20 protein-coding genes are annotated in these 24,996 nt (G+C 67.7%); 16 read left to right on the top strand and 4 right to left on the bottom strand.

The window, feature by feature from the left end; genetic code table 11:
- Positions 1-2 precede the first annotated feature (2 nt).
- Entirely contained in the window at positions 3-1,094 is a 1,092-nt protein-coding gene (locus TY51_RS01900; RefSeq protein WP_042245143.1) for a catalase family protein, read from the bottom strand.
- 82 nt (positions 1,095-1,176) lie between these two features.
- Complete coding sequence (locus TY51_RS01895; RefSeq protein ID WP_042245140.1) at positions 1,177-1,836, bottom strand: TetR/AcrR family transcriptional regulator; 660 nt, start codon at positions 1,834-1,836, stop codon at positions 1,177-1,179.
- Between the two features lie 137 nt (positions 1,837-1,973).
- Between TY51_RS01895 and hpbA the strand changes: the two genes are divergently transcribed.
- The 5 genes from hpbA (at position 1,974) to TY51_RS01870 (ending at position 8,202) form a co-directional block, all read left to right on the top strand.
- Positions 1,974-4,010, top strand: coding sequence for an N-methyl-L-proline N-demethylase HpbA (gene hpbA, locus TY51_RS01890; RefSeq protein WP_042245137.1), 2,037 nt, complete (start codon positions 1,974-1,976; stop codon positions 4,008-4,010).
- 62 nt (positions 4,011-4,072) lie between these two features.
- Positions 4,073-5,059 (top strand): ABC transporter substrate-binding protein, encoded by a 987-nt coding sequence (locus TY51_RS01885; protein WP_042245134.1) that lies wholly within the window; start codon positions 4,073-4,075, stop codon positions 5,057-5,059.
- Between the two features lie 66 nt (positions 5,060-5,125).
- Entirely contained in the window at positions 5,126-6,166 is a 1,041-nt protein-coding gene (locus TY51_RS01880) for a proline/glycine betaine ABC transporter permease (RefSeq protein ID WP_042245131.1), read from the top strand.
- On the top strand, positions 6,166-7,203 hold the full coding sequence (locus TY51_RS01875) for a glycine betaine/L-proline ABC transporter ATP-binding protein (protein ID WP_042245128.1): 1,038 nt from the start codon (positions 6,166-6,168) through the stop codon (positions 7,201-7,203). The genes TY51_RS01880 and TY51_RS01875 overlap by 1 nt, the downstream gene beginning before the upstream one ends.
- A 48-nt stretch (positions 7,204-7,251) precedes the next feature.
- On the top strand, positions 7,252-8,202 hold the full coding sequence (locus TY51_RS01870; protein ID WP_042245125.1) for a 2-hydroxyacid dehydrogenase: 951 nt from the start codon (positions 7,252-7,254) through the stop codon (positions 8,200-8,202).
- Here TY51_RS01870 and TY51_RS01865 read toward each other — a convergent pair.
- A complete protein-coding gene (locus TY51_RS01865) occupies positions 8,199-9,137 on the bottom strand; it encodes a LysR family transcriptional regulator (RefSeq protein WP_042245123.1) in 939 nt (312 codons plus the stop codon). The two genes, TY51_RS01870 and TY51_RS01865, sit on opposite strands and share 4 nt — an antisense overlap.
- A gap of 119 nt (positions 9,138-9,256) precedes the next feature.
- Here TY51_RS01865 and chvE point away from each other — a divergent pair, with 119 nt between their 5' ends.
- Genes chvE through yjfF form a run of 11 tightly spaced genes read left to right on the top strand, consistent with a single transcriptional unit; the run spans position 9,257 to position 22,708 of the window.
- Positions 9,257-10,312, top strand: a complete 1,056-nt coding sequence (gene chvE / locus TY51_RS01860) for a multiple monosaccharide ABC transporter substrate-binding protein (RefSeq protein ID WP_081994656.1) — start codon at positions 9,257-9,259, stop codon at positions 10,310-10,312.
- 49 nt (positions 10,313-10,361) lie between these two features.
- The gene (gene mmsA, locus TY51_RS01855) at positions 10,362-11,879 is read left to right on the top strand and encodes a multiple monosaccharide ABC transporter ATP-binding protein (RefSeq protein WP_042245120.1); all 1,518 of its coding nucleotides are present in this window, start codon (positions 10,362-10,364) and stop codon (positions 11,877-11,879) included.
- 7 nt (positions 11,880-11,886) lie between these two features.
- Positions 11,887-13,080 (top strand): multiple monosaccharide ABC transporter permease, encoded by a 1,194-nt coding sequence (mmsB, locus tag TY51_RS01850; RefSeq protein ID WP_042245117.1) that lies wholly within the window; start codon positions 11,887-11,889, stop codon positions 13,078-13,080.
- Between the two features lie 3 nt (positions 13,081-13,083).
- Positions 13,084-14,070: an AraD1 family protein gene (gene araD1, locus TY51_RS01845; RefSeq protein WP_042245115.1), complete on the top strand. Its 987-nt coding sequence runs from the start codon at positions 13,084-13,086 to the stop codon at positions 14,068-14,070.
- Positions 14,071-14,081: 11 nt separating this feature from the next.
- Positions 14,082-15,824 (top strand): L-arabinonate dehydratase, encoded by a 1,743-nt coding sequence (araD, locus tag TY51_RS01840; protein ID WP_042245112.1) that lies wholly within the window; start codon positions 14,082-14,084, stop codon positions 15,822-15,824.
- Positions 15,824-16,735: a Gfo/Idh/MocA family protein gene (locus TY51_RS01835; RefSeq protein ID WP_042245109.1), complete on the top strand. Its 912-nt coding sequence runs from the start codon at positions 15,824-15,826 to the stop codon at positions 16,733-16,735. The genes araD and TY51_RS01835 overlap by 1 nt, the downstream gene beginning before the upstream one ends.
- 11 nt (positions 16,736-16,746) lie before the next feature.
- Complete coding sequence (locus TY51_RS01830) at positions 16,747-18,201, top strand: aldehyde dehydrogenase (NADP(+)) (RefSeq protein ID WP_042245106.1); 1,455 nt, start codon at positions 16,747-16,749, stop codon at positions 18,199-18,201.
- A gap of 53 nt (positions 18,202-18,254) precedes the next feature.
- Entirely contained in the window at positions 18,255-19,214 is a 960-nt protein-coding gene (gene ytfQ / locus TY51_RS01825) for a galactofuranose ABC transporter, galactofuranose-binding protein YtfQ (RefSeq protein ID WP_081994655.1), read from the top strand.
- Between the two features lie 52 nt (positions 19,215-19,266).
- Positions 19,267-20,760 (top strand): sugar ABC transporter ATP-binding protein, encoded by a 1,494-nt coding sequence (locus TY51_RS01820; protein WP_042245103.1) that lies wholly within the window; start codon positions 19,267-19,269, stop codon positions 20,758-20,760.
- On the top strand, positions 20,757-21,755 hold the full coding sequence (locus TY51_RS01815; RefSeq protein WP_042245100.1) for an ABC transporter permease: 999 nt from the start codon (positions 20,757-20,759) through the stop codon (positions 21,753-21,755). The genes TY51_RS01820 and TY51_RS01815 overlap by 4 nt, the downstream gene beginning before the upstream one ends.
- On the top strand, positions 21,752-22,708 hold the full coding sequence (gene yjfF, locus TY51_RS01810; RefSeq protein WP_042245098.1) for a galactofuranose ABC transporter, permease protein YjfF: 957 nt from the start codon (positions 21,752-21,754) through the stop codon (positions 22,706-22,708). The genes TY51_RS01815 and yjfF overlap by 4 nt, the downstream gene beginning before the upstream one ends.
- Positions 22,709-22,746: 38 nt before the next feature.
- On the opposite strand, the gene TY51_RS01805 is transcribed toward yjfF, so the two are convergent.
- Positions 22,747-24,969 (bottom strand): NADP-dependent isocitrate dehydrogenase, encoded by a 2,223-nt coding sequence (locus tag TY51_RS01805; protein WP_042245095.1) that lies wholly within the window; start codon positions 24,967-24,969, stop codon positions 22,747-22,749.
- Positions 24,970-24,996 lie beyond the last annotated feature (27 nt).

Raw genomic sequence — 24,996 nt, 5'->3', positions numbered from 1 at the left:
CGTCAGGCGGGCAGGCGCGCCGATGCCGGATCGTGGACCGGACAGCCGTTCACCCGCGCGCGGAAATCGGACGAATGGCGATAGGTCTGGCGCCGCGCACGGTTGATCGACCCAAGCGGGCGGTGATCCTGCGTACCGTTCCACGGAGAGAACCGCATCCCGTCATCGACGGCCCGTGCCCGCGCGGGGGTCCAGCCGGGCTGGGGCGCGGCCTCGATCACCGCTACGGTCTGAAAGGGGGCAGCGTCCTCGTCCCACGCCACGGTCGAATCCTCGATCGGCTGGCGTTCCGGGTCGCGGCACAGCTGGACGCGCAGCTCCCACCGGGCGGGGCCGGATTGCAGCGTGTCGTCCATATCTTCGCGAATGGCGTCGGGGCGGCCACGCGTGTGGACGGTGTGGTCGGCAAGCTCGGTCATCCGTGGCAGGACCGGGACCAGCTGGACCTTGGCCACGTGGTTGCCATAGCGATAGGGCGTCTGCGAATAATAGGTCAGTGCCAGCGGATGAGAATTCGGCGCGCCGCCCATGGTGCGGATCGTGGGGCTGGGCCCGGTCGTCGCGGTCAGCACCTTGTCGACCCCGCGCAGCGCGGTCGACAGCAGCTTTTTCGCCCATTGCGCGCGGTCGGTTGTCTTGGCCAGCAGCTTGAGGTTCTTCAGGAACGCCGCCGCGTCCTTGGCGGTGAAGACGGGGCCGTCGACCATGATGAAGTCCTGCGACCGGTCCGTTTCGGACCCTTCCAGGCGGTCGCCCTGCACGTCCAGCACCTTGAGCGACACCCCGCGCGGGACCGACACGGAATCGTCCAGCACGTCGCCGGGATTGGTCGAGACGCGCAGGATCGCGTCATGCGCGCCGGGCCGGGCAAAGATGCCCTGCGCCAGTTCGGGCGGCAGATCGTCCAGGACGGTCAGCCGCGCCTCGATCAGGGCATGGCTTTTGGCGTGCACGGCGCGATAGGCGTGACCCTCGTCATCGGCCACGCGCTCCAGGATCGTGTCGAAGGTCCGGTTCAGCTCGGCGATGGTGTCGGCCTCGTCGTCTGCGGGGGTTTCCAATCCGGGGTGATAGGCGATCGGGGCTTGGGTCATGGGACTGTCCTGGCTGGCTGCGGCATGGCCGCGTGTGCCCTGAAAACGGGCGGGGCCGCGGGCCGGTTCCGGCAGATAATTGTTAGCGTCGCGCGCCGCATCGCCCGTCAGCTGGCGATGTCGCGGCGGAACCGGGCGTGAAGCGGGCGATCTCGCGCGGTTCGGGGGCGGCGCCGGTATAGATGTGGACATAGGACGGGATGCGCGACAGGCGGGTGTCGATATCCTCGGACGACTGCATCGAGATATAGCCGATCTGCACCAGATAGACCGTGCGCGCCCGCACATCCGCTGACATCGGATCATGGCCCCATTCGGTCAGCATCCGCGTCAGCGCGGCGATGCGGGCGTCGTCGGCGACCTTGACCCGATCTTCGACAGCGCGGTCCTGCAGGGCCCAGCTGCGCACCGCGAATTCCAGCCGGGAATCGAAGGTCTCGGCGGACAGGAAACAGCCGATGACGTTCAGCATCGCCTCGGCCTGGGTCTCGGCGTAATGGCGCGTCGCGGCGGTCAGGGGCAGGGTGGTGCGCGCGTGCCAGCCGTCCAGCAGCGCCGCCAGCAGCGCCTCGCGGTCGTGAAAGAACCAGTAGAAGCTGGTGCGCGACAGGTTCAACTGGCGCGCCAGCGGCATGATCTTGACCGCGTCCACGCCACCCTCGATCAGCGCGCGATAGCCCGCGTCCAACCAGCCCTCCCGCGATCCGCGCCAGCCTGTGCCGGCCATGTCCTGTGCGTCCATGCGGCAACCCTAGGGGGTGACTGTCCCCCCTGCAAGACGACACTCCGCCGAAAGTATGCACCCCTGTCTTTTTAATTGACACAGGTGAACATTTTGCGCCGTATGTCCCCATGCGGTTTCCTCAAAGGCAGGCACGGATGTCACAGGACCCCCTTCTGCAGCCCTATCGGCTGAAGCATCTGACCCTGCGCAACCGGATCATGATCACCAGCCACGAACCGGCCTATCCCGAGGACGGGATGCCCAAGGACCGCTATCGCGCCTATCACGTCGAGCGGGCCCGCGCGGGGGTCGCGCTGACCATGACCGCGGGGTCGGCGGCGGTGTCGCGCGACAGCCCGCCGGTCTTCAACAACATCCTGGCCTACAAGGACGAGGTCGTCGGCTGGATGCGCAAGCTGGTCGACGAATGCCACGACCATGGTGCCGCGGTGATGATCCAGCTGACCCATCTGGGCCGGCGCACCCGGTGGGACAAGGGCGACTGGCTGCCCGTGGTGGCCCCCGGCCACGAACGCGAGGCCGCCCACCGCGCCTTTCCCAAGCGGATGGAGGATTGGGACATCGCCCGCATCACCCGCGATTTCGCGGACGCCGCCGAACGCATGCAGGCCGCGGGCGTCGACGGGATCGAGCTGGAGGCATATGGCCACCTGCTGGAACAGTTCTGGTCGCCCCTGACCAACGACCTGGAGGCCCCGTGGGGCGGCAGCCTGGAAAACCGCCTGCGCTTCACCATGCAGGTGCTGCAGGCGATCCGCGACCGCTGCGGGCCGGATTTCATCGTGGGCCTGCGCTATACCGGCGATCAGGTGCTGTCCGGCGGCATGGGCGCCGAGGACGGGTTCCGCGTGTCGCACATGCTGAAGGACAGCGGGCTGGTCGATTTCCTGAACGTGGTGCGCGGCCACATCGACACCGATGCCGGGCTGACCGACCTGATCCCGGTGCAGGGCATGCGCAATGCCCCGCATCTGGAATTCGCGGGCCAGATCCGCGCCGCGACGGGCTTTCCGACCTTCCACGCCGCCAAGATCCCCGATGTGGCGACCGCGCGTCACGCCATCGCCGCGGGCCTGCTGGACATGGTCGGCATGACGCGGGCGCACATGGCCGACCCGCATCTGGTGCGCAAGATCATCGAAGGGCGCGAGGATGACATCCGCCCCTGCGTCGGCGCCAACTATTGCCTGGACCGCATCTATCAGGGCGGGTTGGCCTTTTGCCTGCACAACGCCGCGACCGGGCGCGAGGAGACGATGCCCCACGACATCCCGCCCGCGTCCGACAAACGCCGCGTGACCATCGTCGGCGCCGGTCCCGCCGGGCTGGAAGCCGCGCGCGTCGCCGCCGAACGTGGGCATGCCGTGACGGTGTTCGAGGCCGCGGACCGTCCCGGCGGCCAGATCCGCCTGACCGCCCAGCAGGAGCGGCGTCGCGAGATGATCTCGATCATCTCGTGGCGGATGGCGATGTGCGAAAAGCGCGGCGTGTCGTTCCGCTTCAACAGCTATGCCGAGGCGGACGACGTGCTGGCCACCGACCCCGACGAGGTGATCGTGGCCACCGGCGGGCTGCCTCATACGGATGTGCTGGGCGCGGGGAACGATCTGGTCTGTTCGGCATGGGACATCCTGTCGAGCGATGTGAAACCGGGCCAGGACGTGCTGATCTTTGACGACGCGGGCGACCATGCGGGCCTGCAGGCCGCCGACATCATCGCCGCCACCGGCGCGCGGGTGGAAATCGTGACCCCCGACCGCGCCTTTGCCCCCGAGGTGATGGCGATGAACCTGGTCCCCTACATGCGCAGCCTGCAGCGCCGGGACGTGACATTCACCGTGACGTGGCGCCTGCTGTCCGTGGTGCGCGACGGCAACCGCCTGCGTGCCACGCTTGGCAGCGATTACGGCGACATGACGCGCGAACGGCTGGTCGATCAGGTGGTGGTGAATCACGGAACCCGTCCGCTGGACGAGCTGTATTTCGACCTGAAGCCGCTGTCGCGCAACCTGGGCCAGGTCGATTACGACGCGCTGATCGCGGGCGACGCGCAGGGCGCAGCCCCGAACCCCGACGGGCGGTTCCGCCTGTTCCGCATCGGCGACGCGGTCGCCGCCCGCAACACCCATGCCGCGATCTATGACGCGCTGCGTCTGGTCAAGGATCTTTGACACGTCGCGGCAACCGCAGACGTTGCCGGGCACCCCAACGGACATCAACCGGGAGACTGACGATGAGACATCTTCTATCCACGACGGTTCTGGTACTGGGCACCGCCCTTGCCGCCCCCGCCATGGCGCAGGACGCGCCCGCGACATGCGGCGCGCTGTCGATCGCCCAGATGGGCTGGACCTCGGCCGAGATCATCACCGAGGTGGCCAAGTTCCTGCTGGAACAGGGCTATGGCTGCGACGTGACGCTGGTCAAGTCGGATACCATCCCGGCCATCACCTCGGTCGCCGAGAATGGAGAGCCGGACATCGTCACCGACCTGTGGCTGAATTCGGCGGGCGAGGCCTATACAAGGCTGGAGGCCGCGGGCACCATGGTGACGCTGGCCAACGTGCTGGATCCGGGCGGGATCGAGGGGTGGTGGATCCCCACCTATCTGGCCGAGGCGCATCCCGAACTGACCACCATCCAGGGCGTGCTGGACAACCCCGAGCTGGTGGGGCGGTTCAACAACTGCCCCGAGGGCTGGGGCTGCCGCGTGGTCAGCGACAACCTGATCCGCGCGCTGGACCTGGAGGGCGCGGGCATCGAGGTGTTCAACCACGGGTCGGGCGAAACGCTGGCATCGTCGATGGGGTCGGCGGTCAGCGCACAAGAGCCGTGGTTCGGTTACTACTGGGGCCCGACAGTGCCGCTTGGCAAATACGACATGACCAAGATCGACCTTGGCGGCTATGACGAGGCCAAGTTCACGCCGCTGACGAACCCCGACGCCCCCGACCCGCAGGCGTCCGATTTCCCCGAGGCGCCCAGTGTCACCGCCGTCACCGCGGCGCTGGTCGACGATCAGCCCGAGGTGGTCGAATTCCTGCGCAAGATGACCTTCAAGACCGATGACCTGAACGCCCTGCTGGCTTGGCAGGACGAGAACAGCGCCTCGGCCGAGGAGGTGGCGGTCCATTACCTGACCACCAACACCGACGACTGGTCCGGCTGGCTGTCGGACGATGCCAAGGTCAAGCTGTCGGCCCTGCTGGGCCAGAACTGATCGGCGGACCGGGCCGGGGCCTGTCCCGGTCCGGCATCGCGGAGGCGCATCCATCGGGGGACTGACATGGCGACCTATGACGGGCTGTTCAACGCCCTGGGACTGAGGGACTGGTGCGATGCGGGCGGCGGGGGCGGCCCGATGTCGATGGCCGACCTGATGGCGCAGGCATCCGGGGGAACGGCCGCGCAGGAGGTGTCCTGGTGGGACCTGCCGCTGCCGTCGCTGAACAACCTGCATGCGGCCTGCGGCGCGGTCTGGCAGACGCGTGACCTGACCCTGGGGCTGGAACGCGCGTTCCTGTCGGCGCGCGACGCGCTGCGCATCGTGCTGGACCCGGCGACGCAACCGCTCAGCTGGATGCTGCGCCAGATGATCGCGCTGATGGTGGCGACGCCGTGGTTCATCATGCTGCCCGTGCTGCTGGGCGTCACGTGGTTCGTGGCGCGGTCCTGGCGGGTGGTCGGGCTGGTGGCCGTGTCCCTGGGGTTTCTGGCCTTTGTCGACCATTATACCGAGGCGATGCAGACGCTGGCGATCATCTTTGTCTGCGCGTTCATCTGCGTGCTGATCGGGGTGCCGGTGGGCATCGCCATGTCGCGCAGCAACACCCTGCGCCGGATCGGCACGCCTGTTCTGGACATGCTGCAGACGCTGCCCGCCTTTGTCTATCTGATCCCGCTGATCTTTCTGTTCAGCGTGACCGAACCGAAACTGTACGGCATCGCGATCATCCTTTATGCCATCGTGCCGGTCATTCGCCTGACCGACCTGGGCATCCGCCTGGTCGATCCCGACGTGATCGAGGCCGCGGACGCGTTCGGCATGACTCGCGGGCAAAAGCTGTGGCGCGTGCAGATCCCGCTGGCCTTGCCCAACATCATGGCGGGCGTGAACCAGACCATCATGATGAGCCTTGCGATGGTGGTCATCGCATCCCTGGTGTCGGCGCCGGGCTTGGGGGTCCTGGTGCTGCGCGGCATCCGCAACCTGGAACTGGGCGTGGGGCTGGTTGCGGGGTTCGGCATCGTGCTGCTGGCCATCATCCTGGACCGCGTGACCAAGGCATCGCTGGCGCGCATCGACGTCAGCCGGGACGGTCGCTGATGAACGCCCCGGTCAAGGTCTCAATCCGCAATCTGTACAAGATCTTCGGCAGCAGGCCCGCCGGCGTCCTGCCGCAGGTGCTGGAGGGCCTGTCGAAGCCCGACCTGCTGGCGCGTCACAACCATGTGCTGGGCCTGCGCGACATCAACGTCGACATCCGCGAAGGCCAGATCACCGTGATCATGGGCCTGTCCGGGTCCGGCAAGTCCACGCTGATCCGCCACCTGAACCGCCTGATCGAACCCACCGCCGGAGAGGTTCTGGTCGACGGCGACAACATCCTGACCTGGAACGACCGCCGCCTGCGCGACCTGCGGCGCAAGACCATGTCGATGGTATTCCAGAAATTCGCCCTGCTGCCGCATCGCACGGTGCTGGACAACGCGGGCATGGCGCTGTTCACGCAAGGCGTCCCGCGCGAGGGCTACGAGGCCGATGCCCGCAAGTGGCTGGACCGGGTGGGCCTGGGCGGATACGGGGCGCATTTCCCGCACCAGCTGTCGGGCGGCATGCAGCAGCGCGTGGGCATCGCGCGGGCGCTGACGTCGAATGCGGGCATCATGCTGATGGACGAGGCGTTCTCGGCGCTGGACCCGCTGATCCGCACCGACATGCAGAACCTGCTGCTGGAGCTGCAGGCGGAGCTGCACAAGACCATCGTCTTCATCACCCACGACCTGGACGAGGCGCTGAAGCTGGCCGACCATCTGGTGATCCTCAAGGACGGCCAGGTCATCCAGCAGGGAGAGCCGCAGCACATCCTGCTGAACCCCGCCGACCCGTATATCGAGGCGTTCATCGCCGACATCAACCGCGCCCGCGTGCTGCGCGTGCGGTCGGTCATGACGCAGGCGGGCGAAGGTGTCCCGTCGGGGCAGGTGGATGCGGACGACACGCTGGAAAGCGTGATCGCCCTGTCGCGGGGCGATGTGCGGCGGCACTATCAGGTGATGCGCGACGGACAGGCGGTGGGCGTGGTCGACATGGGCGCGGTCATCCGCGCGCTGGTCCCGCCGCAGCGCATGGGTGGCGATTGACGGCGACGCGGTGCATGCTGGCACCCGAACCGCCAGAAAGAGAGCCTTATGAAGCCCGACGTCCTGATGCTGTCCCCGACCCGCCCCGACGCGCAAGCCCGCCTTGAACAGCAGTTCACCCTGCACCGCCTGGACCTGGCCGACGACAAGCCCGCCTTTCTGGCGCGCCACGGCGCCGCCTGCCGGGGCATGGTCGCGATGGGGCACACGACCGTCGACGCGGACCTGCTGGAGCAGCTGCCCGCGCTGGAAATCATCAGCTGCGGGTCGGCGGGCTATGACGCGTTCGACGTCGATGCCATCGCCGGCCGCGGCATCGCGCTGACCAACGCCTCTCCGGCGCTGGCGCAGGAGGTGGCGGACATGGCCCTGCTGCTGGCCCAGATGGGCTGGCGCAACGTCGTGGCCGCCGATGCCTGGGTCCGCAGCGGCGATTGGGCGCGCAAGGGCGCGTTCCCCCTGCAGCGCAGCTTTCGCGGGCGCAGGCTGGGCATCGTTGGCATGGGCACGATCGGCCACAAGATCGCCGAGCTGGCCAGCCAGCAGGGGTTGCAGGTCGCCTATTGGAACCGCCGCGACAAGGATGCGGGCCATCCGTTCCAGCCCGACCTGGAGCAGCTGGCACAGGACAGCGACATCCTGATCGCCATCGTCGCCGGGGGGCCGGACACGCAGGGACTGATCTCGGACCGGGTGCTGCGCGCGCTTGGGCCGGACGGGCTGTTCGTCAACGTCGCGCGCGGATCGGTCGTGGACGAACCCGCGCTGATCGCGGCGCTGCAGGACGGGGGCTTGGGTGCTGCTGCACTGGACGTGTTCTGGTCCGAACCCGACCCCGATCCGCGCCTGACCGCGCTGCCCAACGTCACCCTGTCGCCGCATCAGGGGTCGGGCACGGTCCAGACGCGGGATGCGATGGCATCGCTGATCGTCGACAACCTGCAGGCGCATTTCGCCGGTCAGCCGTTGATCAGCCCGGTCGACCTGACGCGCCCCTAATCCGCGGCCAAGGTCTTTTCGATCACCTTCTGACGCACGCGCCGCGCCAGACGCGACAGGGGCCTGCGCCGCAGGTTCAGCAGGTAATAGGGGTCCACGCGGATTTCCCGGGGCTGGGCCAGCAGCGCGAACCCCGCGTGGACCGGCGGGCGCATCAACAGCTGCGCCACCTCCTCAGAGACCGAGGCGATGGCGTCGCTATGCGCCAGATAGGCGATGGTGAACAGGATCGACGGGCTGTTGACGATGTTGCGCGGCTCGGCCAGGCCCACGGCGGCGAACGCCTCCATCGTGGCCTCGCGGATCGGGGCGCCGCGGCTTTGCATGATCCATTCGTGGTCATGCAGTTCGGTCAGCGTGACCATGGGCGCGCGCGCCATCGGGTGATCGGCGCGCACGCAGAACGTCACCTTTTCATCGCGCAGCGGCAGGATCTCGAAATCGCGGCTGTCGAATTCGGGCAGGATCCTGGCCAGCGCGAAATCCATCTTGCCGGTGGTCAGATGGCCCAGCAGTTCGCGCGACGGCATGACATCGACGGTGATGTCGGCCTCTGGCGTCTCCTTCTTGATCTCGCGGATCGAGGCCATCAGATAGCCGACCGCGGGGCCGGTGACCGCGCCAACATGGACCGACCCCGCCTGGCCGCCGCGCAGGGCATGCACGTCGGCGGACATGCTGTGCATCTCGCGCAGGATCACGCGGGCGCGGCGCAGAACGGTGGTGCCGATCTCGGTGGGTGACATGCCCTTGGGCTGGCGGTCGAACAGCGGCGCGTCGAACAGGCGTTCCACCTCGGCCAACATCCGCGATGCGGCGGGCTGGGTCATCGCGCAGTTCGCCGCCGCCTGTCGCAGCTGTCCGCTGTCCGCGATCTCCAGGATCAGGCGCAGCTGGGCGGGTTTCAGATAGGACCGTGCAGGAATCTCGGACATGCGTTTTCCGGTATGTTGAAGGTCGCGAATCTCATTTTACTGATAACCCACCTTTTTGCTATCGTCCTGTCGGGAGCATCCGAGAGGGGCGGCGCCACGGCGCCGAAAGGGAGAATCACATGAGACTGAACACCGCCGCGATCGCGCTGGCGATCGGAACGTCGTGGCTGGCCTTTGGCGCCGCGGCCCAGACCGTGGGCATTTCCATGCCCACCCAATCGTCGGCCCGCTGGATCGACGATGGCAACAACATGGTCCGCCAGTTCCAGGAAGCCGGCTACGAGACCGACCTGCAATATGCCGAGGACGATATCCCCAACCAGCTGGCGCAGGTCGAGAACATGATCACCAAGGGCGTCGACGTCCTGGTGATCGCCGCCATCGACGGCACCACCCTGTCGAACGCGCTGGCCAATGCGGCCGCCTCCGACATCAAGGTCATCGCCTATGACCGCCTGATCCGCGACACGCCGGATGTCGACTATTACGCGACCTTCGACAACTTCTCGGTCGGCGTCGAGCAGGCGAACTCACTGGTCGCGGGCCTGGAGGAGCGTTTCCCCGACGTGTCGCCGTGGAACGTCGAGCTGTTCGGCGGCAGCCCGGACGACAACAACGCCTATTTCTTCTATGATGGCGCGATGTCGATCCTGCAGCCGCTGATCGACGACGGCCGCATCGCGATCCCGTCGGGCCAGATGGGCATGGACACGGTCGGCACGCTGCGGTGGGACGGATCGGCCGCGCAGGCGCGGATGGATAACCTGCTGTCGTCGAACTATACCCAAGCCACCGTGCATGGCGTCCTGTCGCCCTATGACGGACTGTCGATCGGCATCCTGTCGTCGCTGAAGGGCGTGGGCTACGGGTCGGGCGATCAGACCATGCCCATCGTCACCGGCCAGGACGCCGAGGTCCAGTCGGTCAAGTCGATCCAGGCCGGAGAGCAGTATTCCACCGTCTTCAAGGACACCCGCGAACTGGCCCGCGTCACCGTTGGCATGGTCGACGCCATGCTGAAGGGCACCGAGCCCGAGGTGAACGACACCGAGACCTATGACAACGGCGTCAAGGTCGTGCCCTCGTATCTGCTGGAGCCGGTGCCGGTCGACGGATCGAACTGGGAGCAGATCCTGGTCGAGAGCGGCTATTACACCCCCGAGCAGTTGCAGTGACACCAGCCGGACCGCCCCCCGCGGGGCGGTCCCCATCCAGGGCAAAGCCATGACAGACCTTCTGGAAATGCAGGGGATCAGCAAGACATTTCCCGGCGTCAAGGCGCTGGACGATGTCAGCCTGACCGTCGCGCAGGGCGAGATCCACGCCATCTGCGGAGAGAACGGCGCGGGCAAGTCGACACTGATGAAGGTGCTGTCGGGCGTCTATCCCACCGGCAGCTATGACGGGCGGATCGTCTTCGACGGCCAGCCCGTCGATTTCCGCACCATCCGCGACAGCGAGGATCGCGGCATCATCATCATCCACCAGGAACTGGCGCTGGTGCCGCTGCTGACCATCGCCGAGAACATCTTCCTGGGCAACGAACGCGCCACCCGCGGCGTCATCGACTGGCCCGAAACGTTCCGCCAGACCGAGGCGCTGCTGGCCAAGGTCGGCCTGCGCGAGACGCCGGGCACCATCGTCGACACGCTTGGCGTGGGCAAGCAGCAGCTGGTCGAGATCGCCAAAGCGCTGTCCAAGAACGTGCGCCTGTTGATACTGGACGAACCCACCGCCGCCCTGTCGGAAAGCGACAGCCAGGCGCTGCTGGACCTGCTGCTGGAGCTGAAGGGTCAGGGCGTCACCAGCATCATCATCAGCCACAAGCTGAACGAGGTCCGCCGTGTGGCCGACAGCGTCACCGTGATACGCGACGGCGCCACGATCAGCACGCTGGACGCGCGGCAGGGCCTGACCGAGGACCGCATCGTGCGCGACATGGTGGGCCGGGACATGGCCCACCGCTATCCCGACCGCGACCGCCGTGCGGGCGAGGTGCTGTTCGAGCTGCAGGGCTGGAACGTCTGGCATCCCGAACAGCGCGACCGCCAGATGATCCGCGACCTGTCGATGACCGTCCGCGCCGGAGAGGTCGTGGGCATCGCCGGCCTGATGGGCTCGGGCCGGACCGAACTGGCGATGAGCGTCTTTGGCCGCAGCTATGGCCGCAACATCGCGGGTCAGGCCCTGGTCCGGGGACAGGCGGTCGACCTGTCCACCGTCGACCGCGCCATCGCCGCAGGCCTTGCCTACGTCACCGAGGATCGCAAGACCCTGGGCCTGATCCTGGACGAGACGATCCGGCGCAACACGATCCTGGCCAACCTGGACGGCGTCGCCCGCCGCGGCATCGTCGACGAGGGCCGCGAGACCGAGGTGGCCGAGACCTATCGCAAGCAGTTGCGCATTCGCACGCCGTCGGTGTTCCAGAAGGTCATGAACCTGTCGGGCGGCAACCAGCAGAAGGTCATCCTGGCCAAATGGCTGTTCACCGACCCCGACGTGCTGATCCTGGACGAACCCACGCGCGGTATCGATGTCGGCGCGAAATACGAAATCTACAGCATCATCAACGACCTGAGTGCCGCGGGCAAGGGGGTCGTCATGATCTCCTCCGAGATGCCGGAGCTGCTGGGCATGTGCGACCGCATCTATGTGATGAACGAGGGCCGCTTTGTCGGGGAACTGACCGCGGATCAGGCCAGCCAGGAAGCGATCATGTCGCTGATCGTCAGGGAATAGAAAGGACATGGCCGTGGAACAGACGGACCGCGCGCCGGCCGCAGGCATCGGCGACTATATCAAGAAGCACCTGCGCGAATACGGGCTGCTGTTCGCGCTGATCGCGATCATGGGGTTCTTCCAGATCGTGACCGGGGGCGTGCTGCTGCGCCCGGTGAACATCACCAACCTGTTCCTGCAGAACAGCTATATCATCATCATGGCGCTTGGCATGCTGCTGGTGATCGTGTCGGGCCATATCGACCTGTCGGTCGGTTCCGTCATGGGGTTCGTCGGCGCGCTGGCGGCGGTGATGATCGTCAATCTGGACATGCCGGTCTGGGCCGCGATGGCGATCTGCCTGGTCACGGGCATGGCGATCGGGGCGGTGCAGGGCTATTTCGTGGCCTATTGGAAGATCCCATCCTTCATCGTCACGCTGGCGGGGATGCTGGTCTTTCGCGGGCTGTCGCTGTGGCTGCTGGCGGGCCAGTCGGTCGGGCCGTTCCCGGCGAATTTCCAGCTGCTGTCGACCGGGTTCATTCCCGACATCCTGGGCATCGGGCGGCCGAACGGGCTGGCCATGGCCGTGGGCGTGATGGCCACGTTGCTGATCGTGTGGCTGGGCCTGCGCACCCGCGCCCGCAACGCCCGGTACGGGATCGAGGATGAGCCCTTTGCCCTGTTCGTGCTGCGCAACGCCATCGTCGCCGCCGCCCTGCTGTTCGTGACGTGGAAGCTGGCCTGGTTCCGCGGCCTGCCCAACGTGTTGCTGTCGATGGTGGTGCTGACGGTGATCTATGTGTTCCTGACCGAACGCACCACGATCGGGCGGCGCATCTATGCGGTCGGCGGCAATGCCAAGGCCGCGAAACTGTCCGGCATCCGGACCGAGCGTCTGACCTTTCTGACCTTCGTCAACATGGGCCTGCTGGCCGCCCTTGCGGGCCTGATCTTCGCCGCGCGCCTGAACACCGCCACCCCGCGCGCAGGCTTTGCGGTCGAACTGGACGTGATCGCCGCCGTCTTCATCGGGGGCGCGTCCATGTCGGGGGGTGTGGGCCGCATCGTGGGGGCCGTCGTCGGCGCCTTCATCATGGGCGTGATGAACAACGGCATGTCCATCATGGGCATCGGCATCGATTACCAGCAGGTGATCAAGGGCCTGGTCCTGTTGGCCGCGGTGTTCTTCGACGTCTACAACAAGAACCGCGAGGTCTGATCCATGTTCCTGTCGCAACTGACCCTGACGGACGGCACCCGCGCCGTCGCCGCCCGCACCGATGGCGCGGCGCATCTGGTCCCCGGCGCGACCTCGACCCGCGACCTGGCGCTGGCGGCGATCGCCGCGGGCCGTGGGCTTGTGGCCGAGGTCGCGGCCCGCGGGCAGGGGGATGCGATCGATCTGGCCGCGGCGCTGGACCAGGGGCGCCTGCTGGTGCCGCTGGACCATGACGATCCGGCGCATCTGCACCTGACCGGGACCGGGCTGACCCATCTGGGATCGGCATCGACGCGCGACGCGATGCACCAGACCGCGTCCGAGAACCTGACCGACAGCATGAAGATGTTCCGCATGGGGCTGGAGGGCGGCAAGCCCGACACGGGCCGCATCGGCGCGCAGCCCGAATGGTTCTACAAGGGCAACGGTCATGCCGCCGTGGCCCCCGGCGCGGCCCTGACATCGCCCGGCTTCGCCCTGGACGCCGGAGAGGAGCCGGAGATCGCGGGCCTTTACGTCATCGCCCCAGATGGCCGCCCCTTCCGGTTGGGCTTTGCCTTGGCCAACGAGTTTTCCGACCACGTGACCGAACGCGGCAACTATCTGTGGCTGGCGCATTCCAAGCTGCGCGTGGCCAGTTTCGGCCCCGAACTGCGGGTGGGCGACCTGCCTGCCGATCTGCGCGGCACCAGCCGTCTGCTGCGCGAGGGCGCGGTGATCTGGGAAAAGCCTTTCCTGTCCGGAGAGGCGAACATGTCCCACAGCCTGGCCAACCTGGAACACCACCATTTCAAGTACGATCTGTTCCGTCAGCCCGGCGACGTGCACGTGCATTTCTTCGGCACCGCGACCCTGTCATTCGCCGATGGTGTCACCACGCGTGACGGCGACAGCTTTCAGATCGAATGCCCGGATTTCGGCCTGCCGCTGGTCAATCCGCTGACGCAACGCCCCGCCGACGCGACGCCTGTCGCGGTCGCGGCCCTGTAGAGGTCCGGCCCATGACATTCACCCCTGCCCCCTGGCCCCGCCGTCTGCGTTCGCAGGAATGGTATGGCGGCACGTCCCGCGACACGATCTATCACCGCGGCTGGATGAAGAATCAGGGCTATCCGCACGATCTGTTCGACGGGCGGCCCATCATCGGCATCCTGAACACCTGGTCCGACCTGACGCCCTGCAACGGGCACCTGCGGGAACTGGCCGAAAAGGTGAAGGCCGGCGTGTGGGAGGCGGGCGGTTTCCCGGTCGAAGTGCCGGTGTTCTCGGCGTCCGAAAATACGTTCCGCCCCTCGGCCATGATGTTCCGCAACCTGGCCGCGCTGGCGATCGAGGAAACCATTCGCGGCCAGCCGATGGACGGTGCAGTGCTGCTGGTCGGCTGTGACAAGACCACGCCCAGCCTGATCATGGCGGCGGCATCCTGCGACATCCCGTCGATCGTGGTGACCGGCGGGCCGATGCTGAACGGCTATTTCCGCGGCGAACGCGTGGGGTCGGGCACGCATCTGTGGAAGTTCAGCGAGGCCGTGAAGGCCGGCACCATGAGCCAGGATGACTTCCTGGAGGCCGAAGCGTCCATGTCCCGCTCATCTGGTACCTGCAACACGATGGGCACCGCCAGCACGATGGCATCGATGGCCGAGGCGTTGGGCATGGCGCTGTCCGGCAATGCCGCGATCCCGGCCGTGGACAGTCGCCGCCGGGTCATGGCGCAGATGTCGGGACGGCGCATCGTGCAGATGGTCAAGGACGACCTGAAACCGTCCGACATCATGACCAAGCAGGCGTTCGAGAACGCGATCCGCGTGAACGGCGCCATCGGCGGGTCGACCAACGCGGTGGTGCACATGCTGGCCATGGCGGGCCGCGTGGGGGTGGACCTGACGCTGGACGATTGGGACCGCTGCGGGCGGGACGTGGCGACCATCGTCAACCTGATGCCGTCGGGCCAGTACCTGATGGAGGAGTTCTTCTATGCCGGCGGGTTGCCCGTGGTCATCAAGCACCTGGCCGAGGCCGGGCAGCTGCATCGGGACGCGCTGACCGTCAGCGGCCAGACCATCTGGGACGAGGTCCGCGATGTGATGAACCACAATCCCGACGTGATCCGCCCGGCATCGAACCCGCTGACCCCCCAAGGCGGCATCGCCGTGCTGAAGGGCAACCTGGCCCCCGACGGCGCGGTGCTGAAACCCTCCGCCGCCAGCCCGCATCTGCTGGTGCATCGCGGCCGCGCGGTCGTGTTCGAGGATATCGACCACTACAAGGAACGCATCAACGACGAGGCGCTGGACATCGACGAGACCTGCGTGATGGTCCTGAAGAACTGCGGCCCCAAGGGCTATCCCGGCATGGCCGAGGTCGGCAACATGGGCCTGCCGCCCAAGGTCTTGCGCAAGGGCATTACCGACATGATCCGCATTTCCGATGCGCGCATGTCGGGCACGGCCTATGGGACCGTGGTCCTGCACACCGCCCCCGAGGCCGCCGCCGGTGGCCCGCTGGCGGTCGTGAAGGACGGCGACATGATCGAGCTGGACGTGCCGAACCGCCGTCTGCACCTGGACATCCCGGACGCGGAACTGGCGGCGCGGCTGCTGGCATGGCGGCCGCTGCCCGGCCAGCCGACCAGCGGTTACGCCTTTCTGCACCAGGCGCATGTGATGGGCGCCGATACCGGGGCCGACATGGATTTCCTGCGCGGATGCCGCGGTAACGCCGTCGGAAAGGACAGCCACTGATGAAGATCGCCCTGGTCGGTATCGGCAAGATCGCCCTGGATCAGCACGTGCCCGCGCTGGCCGCCAGCCCGGACTGGGACCTGGCGGCCACCGTGTCGCGCAGCGGGCAGGTTCCGGGCGTTCTGGCCTTTCACGACATCGACACGATGCTGGAGGCCCACCCCGAAATCTGCGCGATCAGCCTGTGCCTGCCGCCGGTGCCGCGCTTTGCCGCGGCGGTGGCGGTGCTGCGGGCGGGGCGCCACCTGATGCTGGAAAAGCCCCCCGGCGCCACCCTGTCCGAGGTGCATGTCCTGCGCGACATGGCCGCGGCGCAAGGGCTGTCGATCTTTGCCACCTGGCATTCGCGCATGGCTCAGGGGGTCGCCGCCGCCCGTGACTGGCTGGCCGGTCGCACCGTCCGCGAAGGCCGGATCACCTGGCGCGAGGATATCCGCAAATGGCACCCCGGCCAGGACTGGATCCTGGATGCGGGCGGCATGGGCGTCTTTGATCCGGGCATCAACGCGCTGTCGATCCTGACCGCGATCCTGCCCGAACCGGTGCACCTGCAGGCCGCCGACCTGGACGTGCCCGCCAACCGGCAGGCCCCTATCGCGGCGCTGCTGCAGCTGTCGCACGGCATCACGGCCGATCTGGATTTCCGCCAGCAGGGGCCGCAGACCTGGGACATCCGCATCGTCACCGATCACGGCACGCTGGTGCTGCGCAACGGCGGCAACATCGTGCAGATCGACGACCGCCCCGTGACGGGCGGCGACAGCATCATGCAGGAATATCCCGCGCTGTATGACCGCATGGCGCGGCTGGTGCGGCAAGGGGCGTCCGACGTGGACCTGGCACCGATGGTGCTGGTCGCGGACGCCTTTACCTCGGGTCGGCGGCATACCGTCGAGCCGTTCGAATTCTGAAGGAGACCTTGATGACCCACCCTCGCGACGGACAGCACCTGATCTTTGGCCGCTGGCAGGACGCTGACGGCCAGGACGCCGTCGACAGCGCCGCCCGCGCGGCCGAGGCGGCATTTCCTGATTTCGCCGCCCTGTCGCGCGATGCCCGCGCCGGGTTCCTGGACGCCATCGCCGATGCGATCGAGGCCCGCGCCGATGCCATCACCGAAACCGGCGCCGCCGAAACCGGCCTTCCCACCGCCCGGCTGCAGGGCGAACGCGGGCGCACCACGGGCCAGCTGCGCCTGTTCGCGGACCATATGCGCAAGGGCGATTACCTGGACCGCCGCCACGACACGGCGCTGCCCGACCGCCAGCCGCTGCCGCGCCCCGACCTGCGCATGATCCAGCGGCCGGTGGGGCCTGTCGCGGTGTTCGGCGCGTCGAACTTTCCGCTGGCCTTTTCAACCGCGGGCGGGGACACGGCCTCGGCACTGGCGGCGGGCTGTCCGGTCGTGGTCAAGGGCCACCCTGCCCATCCCGAAACCGGCCGCATCGTGGCCGAGGCGATCCTGAAGGCCGCCAATCGGACCGGCATGCCTGCGGGGGTGTTCGCCTATCTGGACGGGGCGGGGCATCAGACCGGACAGGCGCTGGTGCGCCATCCGCTGATCCGGGCCGTGGGCTTTACCGGCAGCCTGGGCGGCGGGCGCGCGCTGTTCGACCTGTGCGCCGCGCGTCCCGAACCCATCCCGTTCTTTGGCGAACTGGGCAGCATCAACCCCTGTTTCCTGCTGCCCGCCGCCATGGCCGCGCGGGGCGATCAGATCGCCCAAGGCTGGGCCGTCAGCCTGACGATGGGCGCGGGCCAGTTCTGCACCAATCCCGGCGTGGTGATCCTGCCCGCCGCCACCGCCGACGCATTCGCCGCGGCCGCCGCCACCGCCTTGGCCGACGCACCCGCGCAGGGGATGCTGTCCGACGGCATCGCGCAATCGTTCCGCGACGGCGTGGCGGCGGTCGCGGGCGCGGCGACCCCCGTGACCGTGGCCGAGGCGCCTGGACGGAACGCGCGCCCCGCCGTATTCCGCGCCACGGCGGCCGCGTTCCTGGACAACCCCGCGCTGGCGCACGAGGTGTTCGGCCCGCTTGGCCTGATCGTCGCCGCGAACGACGATGCGCAGATGCTGGACGTGGCCCGCGCGCTGGACGGCCAGCTGACGGTGACGCTGCAGATGGACGACGGCGACACGGACCTTGCGGCGCGGCTGATGCCGGTGCTGGAACGCAAGGCCGGACGCATCCTGGCCAACGGCTGGCCCACCGGGGTCGAGGTGTCAGACGCCATGGTCCATGGCGGCCCCTATCCGGCATCCACGAATTTCGGCGCGACCAGCGTCGGCACTCTGGCGATCCGGCGCTGGCTGCGCCCGGTCTGTTTCCAGAACCTGCCCGACGCCCTGCTGCCACACGACCTTCGCGACTGAGGGAAGACAGCCGCGCGGACAAACGTCTACACATATCCAGGGAGGATGTTCACATGACCCATGCAACCATGCTGACGACTGTTGCCGCGCTGGCCCTGTCGGCCGGTGCGGCCCTTGCCGACGGAGAGACGATCGGCTTTTCGCAGATCGGTTCGGAATCGGGCTGGCGCGCGGCGGAAACCACGCTGACCCGCAGCCAAGCGGAGGAGCGCGGCTATCAACTGCAGTTTTCGGACGCCCAGCAGCGGCAGGAAAACCAGATCGCCGCAATCCGGTCGTTCGTGGCCCAGGGGGTCGATGCGATTCTGCTGGCGCCGGTCGTGGCCACAGGCTGGGACAGTGTCCTGCAGGAGGCCGCCGAGGCGGAGATCCCCGTCGTCCTGCTGGACCGTCAGGTCGACAGCGCGGACGACCTGTACCTGACCGCCGTGGGATCGGATCTGGTCCACGAGGGAGAGGTCGCCGGCCAATGGCTGGTCGACCAGGTCGCGGGCGCGGAATGCCGCATCGTCGAGTTGCAGGGCACGACCGGCTCCAGCCCCGCCATCGACCGCAAGACCGGGTTCGAGAATGCCATCGCGGATCACGACAACCTGGAGATCGTGCGCAGCCAGACCGCCGATTTCACCCGGGCCCGCGGCAAGGAGGTCATGGAAAGCTTCCTGCAGGCCGAAGGCGGCGGGGCGGACATCTGTGCGCTGTATGCCCATAACGACGACATGGCCGTGGGCGCGATCCAGGCCATCAAGGAGGCGGGTCTGGCGCCGGGGACCGACATCCTGGTCGTGTCCATCGACGCGGTTCCCGACATCTTCCAGGCCATCGCCGCGGGCGAGGCCAATGCCACGGTCGAACTGACCCCGAACATGGCCGGTCCCGCCTTTGACGCGCTGGAGGCGTACTGGGCCGACGGCACCATGCCCGAAAAGTTCATCCAGACCGAATCCAAGCTGTACACCTCGGCCGACGATCCGCAGGGCGAATACGATCGCCGCAAGGATCTGGGCTACTGATGTCATGCGGGCGGGCCAGGACAGGCCCGCCCGACCCCTGAAAGGAATGCCGATGCTGCTGTCGATCCGGTCGCTGACCAAGGTGTTTCCCGGCACGCGCGCGCTGGACGATGTCGACCTGGACATCGCGGCGGGCCAGGTCCACGCCCTGCTGGGCGAGAACGGCGCGGGGAAATCCACGCTGATCAAGTGCCTGACCGGCGCCTATCGCCGCGACGGGGGCACGGTCACGCTGGACGGTGCCCCGATCGACCCGCGGTCCACCCTGCAGGCGCAGGAATTGGGCATCGGCACCGTCTATCAGGAGGTGAACCTGCTGCCGAACCTGACGGTCGCGCAGAACCTGATGTTCGGGCATGAACCCCGCCGGTTCGGCCTGATCGACACCCGCGCCATGCGCGCCCAAGCGCGCGAGACGCTGGCCCGCTATGGCCTGGACATCGACGTGGACCGCGATCTGGGCCGCTATTCGGTGGCCATCCAGCAGATCGTGGCCATCGCCCGCGCGGTCCGCATCTCGGGCAAGGTGCTGATTCTGGACGAACCCACCGCCAGCCTGGACAAGGCCGAGGTGCGGATGGTCTTTGACGTGCTGCGGTCGCTGCGTGATCAGGGCATGGCGATCGTCTTCGTGTCGCATTTCCTGGACCAGGTGTTCGACCTGGCCGACCAGGTGACGATCCTGCGCAACGGCCGCCGCGTCGCCAGCCAGCCCATCGCCGGGCTGGACCGCATGACCCTGGTCGAACAGATGCTGGGCCGCGCGTTGGAGGATGTGGTGGCCATCCCCGCCGCGGACGCCGCCCCCACGGCCCCGATCCTGCGGTTCCAGGGGATGGGCCGCGCCGGCACCATCCAGCCCTTTGATCTGGACGTGGGCGCCGGAGAGGTCGTCGGATTGGCCGGACTGCTGGGGTCGGGCCGGACCGAGACGGCCGAACTGCTGTTCGGCATCCGCCCCGCCCAGACCGGCACCGCCCGCGACGACGCGGGCCCCATCGACCTGCGCACCCCCCGCGCGGCCATCGCCGCGGGCTTCGGCTTTGCCCCCGAGGATCGCAAGACCGACGGCATCGTGGCCGACCTGTCGATCCGCGAGAATATCATTCTGGGCCTGCAGGCCCGCCGGGGCTGGGCACGCCCGATACCGCGGGCGGAACAGAACCGGCTGGCCGACGACTATATCCGGCAGCTGGACATCCGCACATCCGGTCGTGAAAAACCCATCGGAGAGCTGTCGGGCGGCAACCAGCAAAAGGCCGTTTTGGCCCGCTGGCTGGCGATGAACCCGCGCTTTCTGATCCTGGACGAACCCACGCGCGGCATCGACGTGGGCGCGCATGCCCAGATCCTGCGCCTGATCCGCGACCTGACACAGGGCGGCCTGTCCCTGCTGATCATCAGCAGCGAACTGGACGAACTGGTCGCGGTGGCCGACCGCGTGATCGTTCTGCGCGACCGTGCCCATGTGGCGGAACTGACCGGAGGCGCGGTCGGCGCGGATGCGATCATGCGCGCCATCGCCGGAACCGGAGAGGCGGCATGACGGTCCTGTCGCGCATCGCCCCGCAGCTGATCGCGCTGGCCGCCCTGGTGGCGCTGGTCTCGGTCTTCTATCCCGGCTTTCTGTCCATCGAGGTCCAGAACGACCGGCTGGTCGGCCCGGTCATCGACATCCTGAAACGCAGCGCGCCGGTGGCGCTGCTGGCGGTCGGCATGACGCTGGTCATCGCCACGCGCGGGATCGACCTGTCGGTCGGCACGATCATGGCGATCTGCGGCGCGGCGGCGGCCTGGGCGCTGACCGCGGGGCTTGGCGCGGGGGCCGCGCTGGCGGTGGCGCTTGGCGCGGGGCTGGTGGCGGGGTTGTGGAACGGGGTGCTGGTGGCGGTCGTGGGCATCCAGCCCTTTGTCGCGACGCTGATCCTGATGACCATGGGCCGCGGCGTGGCCCAGCTGATCACCGAAGGCCGCATCCTGACTTTCACCGATCCGGGCTTTTCCTGGCTGGGCTCGGGGACGGCCCTGGGTCTGCCGGTGCCGGTCTGGATCTGGCTGGCCACCGCCGCCGCCGTGGCCCTGCTGATGCGGCGCACCGCGCTTGGCCTGCTGGTCGAGGCGGTGGGCATCAACCGCCGCGCCGCCCTGCTGGCCGGGGTCAACGCCACGGTCCTGCTGATCGCCGTCTATGTCGCCAGCGGGCTGTGCGCCGCCTTGGCGGGGATCATCGTGACCGCAGACATCCGCGGCGCCGACGCCAACAACGCCGGCCTGTGGCTGGAGCTGGACGCCATCCTGGCGGTGGTGATCGGCGGCAACTCCCTGCTGGGGGGTCGGTTCTCCATCGCGGCGTCGGTGCTGGGGGCGCTGATCATCCAGACCATCAGTGCGGGCATCCTGCTGGCCGGGTTCGCGTCCGAATACAACCTGATCATCAAGGCCGGGCTGGTGCTGGTTATCCTGATCCTACAATCGCCGCGCATCGCGTCCGAATGGCGGCTGTGGCGCGACAGTCACCGCGCCCAGGGGGACCGCGCATGAACGCCCGTGCCCTGCCGCTTTACGCGACGATTCTGATCTTTGTCGCGGCCTATGCGCTGGCCTACAGCCAGTTTCCGAACATCCTGTCGACGCGGGTGATCGGCAACCTGCTGACCGACAACGCCTATCTGGGCATCGTCGCGGTTGGGATGACGCTGGTCATCCTGTCGGGCGGGATCGACCTGTCGGTGGGGGCCGTGATCGCGTTTTCGGGCGTGTTCATCGCCGTGATGCTGCGCGACACGGGGCTGCATCCGCTGGCGGTCTTTGCGATCCTGCTGATGCTTACGACCGCGTTCGGGGCGGCGATGGGGTTCCTGATCGACCGTCTGGCCATGCCCGCCTTCATCGTCACGCTGGCCGGGATGTTCCTGGCGCGGGGCGCGGCCTATCTGCTGTCGGTGCAGTCAGTGCCCATCACGCACCCGTTCTTCGGCCAGCTGCAGAGCGCCTATGTGCTGATGCCGGGCAAGGGGCGGCTGACGCTGATCGGGGTGCTGATGCTGGCGGTCTTTGCCGTCGGCATGGTCATCGCCCACCGTACGCGGTTCGGTACCAGCGTCTATGCCTTGGGCGGCGGCGCGCAGACCGCCCGCCTGATGGGCGTTCCGCAGGGGCGCACGACGGTGCTGGTCTATGGGTTTTCGGGGCTGATGGCCGGGCTGTCGGGGATCGTCTTTGCGGTCTATACCGGGTCGGGCTATTCGCTGGCGACGGTGGGGACGGAATTGACCGCCATCGCCGCGGTGGTCATCGGAGGCACGCTGCTGTCGGGCGGATCGGGATACATGTTCGGCACGCTGGTCGGCGTTCTGACGATGGGGCTGATCCAGACCTACATCGTCTTCGACGGGACCCTGTCCAGCTGGTGGACCAAGATCGTCATCGGCCTGCTGCTGCTGGTCTTCATCCTGCTGCAGAAGGGTCTGTTGACGCTGTCGGCGCGCAGATAGGCATGGCGCGCGGGGAAAACCCGCGCGCACAAGGGGTCTTATCCCAGGATGCGGTTCAGCGTGGCCGACGGGCGCATGACCGCGGCGACCTTTTCCGGGTCCGCGTGATAATAGCCGCCCAAGTCGACGGGACGACCGCGACCCGCGCGCAGTTCGGTCACGATCTGCTCCTCGAGCTCGGTCAGGTCGTGGGCGATGGGGCGGAATTCCTCGGCCAGGTCGGCGTCGGAATTCTGCTGCGCCAGCGCCTGCGCCCAGTACATTGCAAAGTAATAGTGGCTGTCGCGGTTGTCCGGATCACCCGCCTTGCGGCCGGGAGAGCGTTCGTGGTCCAGCACGCCCTGGGTCGCGGCCTCGACCGCGGCGGCCAGGGTGCGGGCCTTTTCGTTGCCCGTGGCTTCGGCCAGGAAGTTCAGGCTTTCGCCAAGCGCGCAGAATTCACCCAGGCTGTCCCACCGCAGGTGGTTCTCCTCGGCCAGCTGCTGGACGTGCTTGGGGGCGGACCCGCCGGCGCCCGTCTCGAACATGCCGCCGCCCTGCATCAACTTGACGATCGACAGCATCTTGGCCGAGGTGCCCAGCTCCAGGATCGGGAACAGGTCGGTCAGATAGTCGCGCAGCACGTTGCCGGTGATCGCGATGGTGTCCTGACCCGCGCGGATCGTCTCGAAGGACAGGCGCGTGGCCGCGCGCGGGGCAAGAACCTCGAACCGGTCGGCGACGCCTGCCGCCTCCAGCATCGGCTGGACATAGGCCAGCAGCTCGCGGTCATGCGCGCGGTCGCGGTCCAGCCAGAACACCGCCTTGCAGCCCTCCAGGCGCTGGCGGTCGATGGCCAGGCGCACCCAGTCCTCGATCGCGGCCTGACGGGTCGAACACAGACGCCAGATGTCGCCCGCATCGACCGCGTGGCTGTGCAGTTCGTCGCCATTGGCGGCGGTCACGGTCACGGTGCCGGCATGCGGGATCTCGAACGTGGTCGGGTGCGACCCGTATTCCTCGGCCTTCTGCGCCATCAGGCCGACGTTCTGGACGGTGCCCGCGGTGCGCGGGTCCAGCGCGCCGGTTTCCTTGAAATAGCGCACGCTCTCGTCATAGACATCGGCATAGGACGTGTCGGGGATGACGCAGTTGGTGTCGGCCTCGGCCCCGTCGGGACCCCAGCCCTTGCCGCCCGCGCGCAGCAGCGCCGGGATCGACGCGTCGATGATCACGTCGGACGGCACGTGCAGGTTGGTGATGCCCTTGTCGGAGTTCACCATGTACAGCGGCGGGCGCTGCGCCATGATCTGATCGATCTCGGCGCGGATCGCGTCGCCGTCGGGCATCTGCGCCACGCGGGCCAGCACGGTGCCCAGGCCGCCATTGGGGTCGGCACCCGCCGCGACCAGCGCCGCGCCGTGGCGTTCGAACACCGGGGCCAGCCAGGTGCGCACCACGTGGCCAAAGATGATCGGGTCGGACACCTTCATCATCGTGGCTTTCAGGTGGACCGAGAACAGCGTGCCTTCGGCCTGCGTCGCCTCGATCTCTGCCTCCAGGAAACGGGTCAGCGCGGCGACCGACAGGAAGCTGGCATCGACCACGGTGCCTGCGGGCAGGTCGGGGCCGTCCTTCAGCACGGTCACCTGGCCGTCCGCGCCGGTCAGCTGGATGCGCACGGGGCCGGCCTGGTCGGCCGTCAGCGTCACCGACGTCTCGTTGCGGCGGAAATCGCCTGCGGGCATGGACGACACGCGGGTCTTGCTGTCGGGGGACCACTTGCCCATCGAATGAGGATGCGCCTTGGCATAGTTCTTGACCGCCCGCGCGGCGCGGCGGTCCGAATTGCCCTCGCGCAGGACGGGGTTCACGGCCGACCCCTTCAGCGCGTCGTAACGCGCGCGGATGTCCGCCTCGGCGTCACCCGACGGATCGACCGGATAGTCGGGCAGGTCATAGCCCTGCGCCTGCAATTCCTTGATCGCGCCCACCAGCTGCGGCACCGAGGCCGAGATGTTGGGCAGCTTGATGACGTTGGCGGCGGGCGTCTTGACCCATGCGCCCAAGGCCGCCAGATCGTCCGACTGCGCCTGTTCCGGGGTCAGCCGTTCTGGAAACGCCGAAATGATGCGCCCCGCCAGAGAGATGTCGCGCGTGGCGACGGTGATTCCGGCCGCATCCGCAAAGCGGCGGATGATCGGCAGCAGCGATGCCGACGCCAGCTCGGGCGCCTCGTCGACCTTGGTATAGATGATCTGGGGTGTGTCTTGTTCGGCCATGGTCTGTTGATCCTCGTTCTTATGCGC

This window comes from Paracoccus sp. PAMC 22219, assembly GCF_000787695.1.
In the GTDB taxonomy this organism is placed as follows: domain Bacteria; phylum Pseudomonadota; class Alphaproteobacteria; order Rhodobacterales; family Rhodobacteraceae; genus Paracoccus.
This window is presented reverse-complemented; position numbering and strand designations above follow the sequence as displayed.

Coding starts and splice junctions, on each gene's coding strand:
- TY51_RS01875 (WP_042245128.1), top strand. CDS start 6,166: ATGAACGCCCCGGTCAAGGTCTCAATCCGCAATCTGTACAAGATCTTC.
- TY51_RS01880 (WP_042245131.1), top strand. CDS start 5,126: ATGGCGACCTATGACGGGCTGTTCAACGCCCTGGGACTGAGGGACTGG.
- mmsB (WP_042245117.1), top strand. CDS start 11,887: ATGGCCGTGGAACAGACGGACCGCGCGCCGGCCGCAGGCATCGGCGAC.
- TY51_RS01805 (WP_042245095.1), bottom strand. CDS start 24,969: ATGGCCGAACAAGACACACCCCAGATCATCTATACCAAGGTCGACGAG.
- araD (WP_042245112.1), top strand. CDS start 14,082: ATGACATTCACCCCTGCCCCCTGGCCCCGCCGTCTGCGTTCGCAGGAA.
- TY51_RS01835 (WP_042245109.1), top strand. CDS start 15,824: ATGAAGATCGCCCTGGTCGGTATCGGCAAGATCGCCCTGGATCAGCAC.
- TY51_RS01820 (WP_042245103.1), top strand. CDS start 19,267: ATGCTGCTGTCGATCCGGTCGCTGACCAAGGTGTTTCCCGGCACGCGC.
- TY51_RS01885 (WP_042245134.1), top strand. CDS start 4,073: ATGAGACATCTTCTATCCACGACGGTTCTGGTACTGGGCACCGCCCTT.
- ytfQ (WP_081994655.1), top strand. CDS start 18,255: ATGACCCATGCAACCATGCTGACGACTGTTGCCGCGCTGGCCCTGTCG.
- TY51_RS01815 (WP_042245100.1), top strand. CDS start 20,757: ATGACGGTCCTGTCGCGCATCGCCCCGCAGCTGATCGCGCTGGCCGCC.
- TY51_RS01900 (WP_042245143.1), bottom strand. CDS start 1,094: ATGACCCAAGCCCCGATCGCCTATCACCCCGGATTGGAAACCCCCGCA.
- TY51_RS01895 (WP_042245140.1), bottom strand. CDS start 1,836: ATGGACGCACAGGACATGGCCGGCACAGGCTGGCGCGGATCGCGGGAG.
- TY51_RS01870 (WP_042245125.1), top strand. CDS start 7,252: ATGAAGCCCGACGTCCTGATGCTGTCCCCGACCCGCCCCGACGCGCAA.
- TY51_RS01865 (WP_042245123.1), bottom strand. CDS start 9,137: ATGTCCGAGATTCCTGCACGGTCCTATCTGAAACCCGCCCAGCTGCGC.
- TY51_RS01830 (WP_042245106.1), top strand. CDS start 16,747: ATGACCCACCCTCGCGACGGACAGCACCTGATCTTTGGCCGCTGGCAG.
- chvE (WP_081994656.1), top strand. CDS start 9,257: ATGAGACTGAACACCGCCGCGATCGCGCTGGCGATCGGAACGTCGTGG.
- hpbA (WP_042245137.1), top strand. CDS start 1,974: ATGTCACAGGACCCCCTTCTGCAGCCCTATCGGCTGAAGCATCTGACC.
- mmsA (WP_042245120.1), top strand. CDS start 10,362: ATGACAGACCTTCTGGAAATGCAGGGGATCAGCAAGACATTTCCCGGC.
- araD1 (WP_042245115.1), top strand. CDS start 13,084: ATGTTCCTGTCGCAACTGACCCTGACGGACGGCACCCGCGCCGTCGCC.
- yjfF (WP_042245098.1), top strand. CDS start 21,752: ATGAACGCCCGTGCCCTGCCGCTTTACGCGACGATTCTGATCTTTGTC.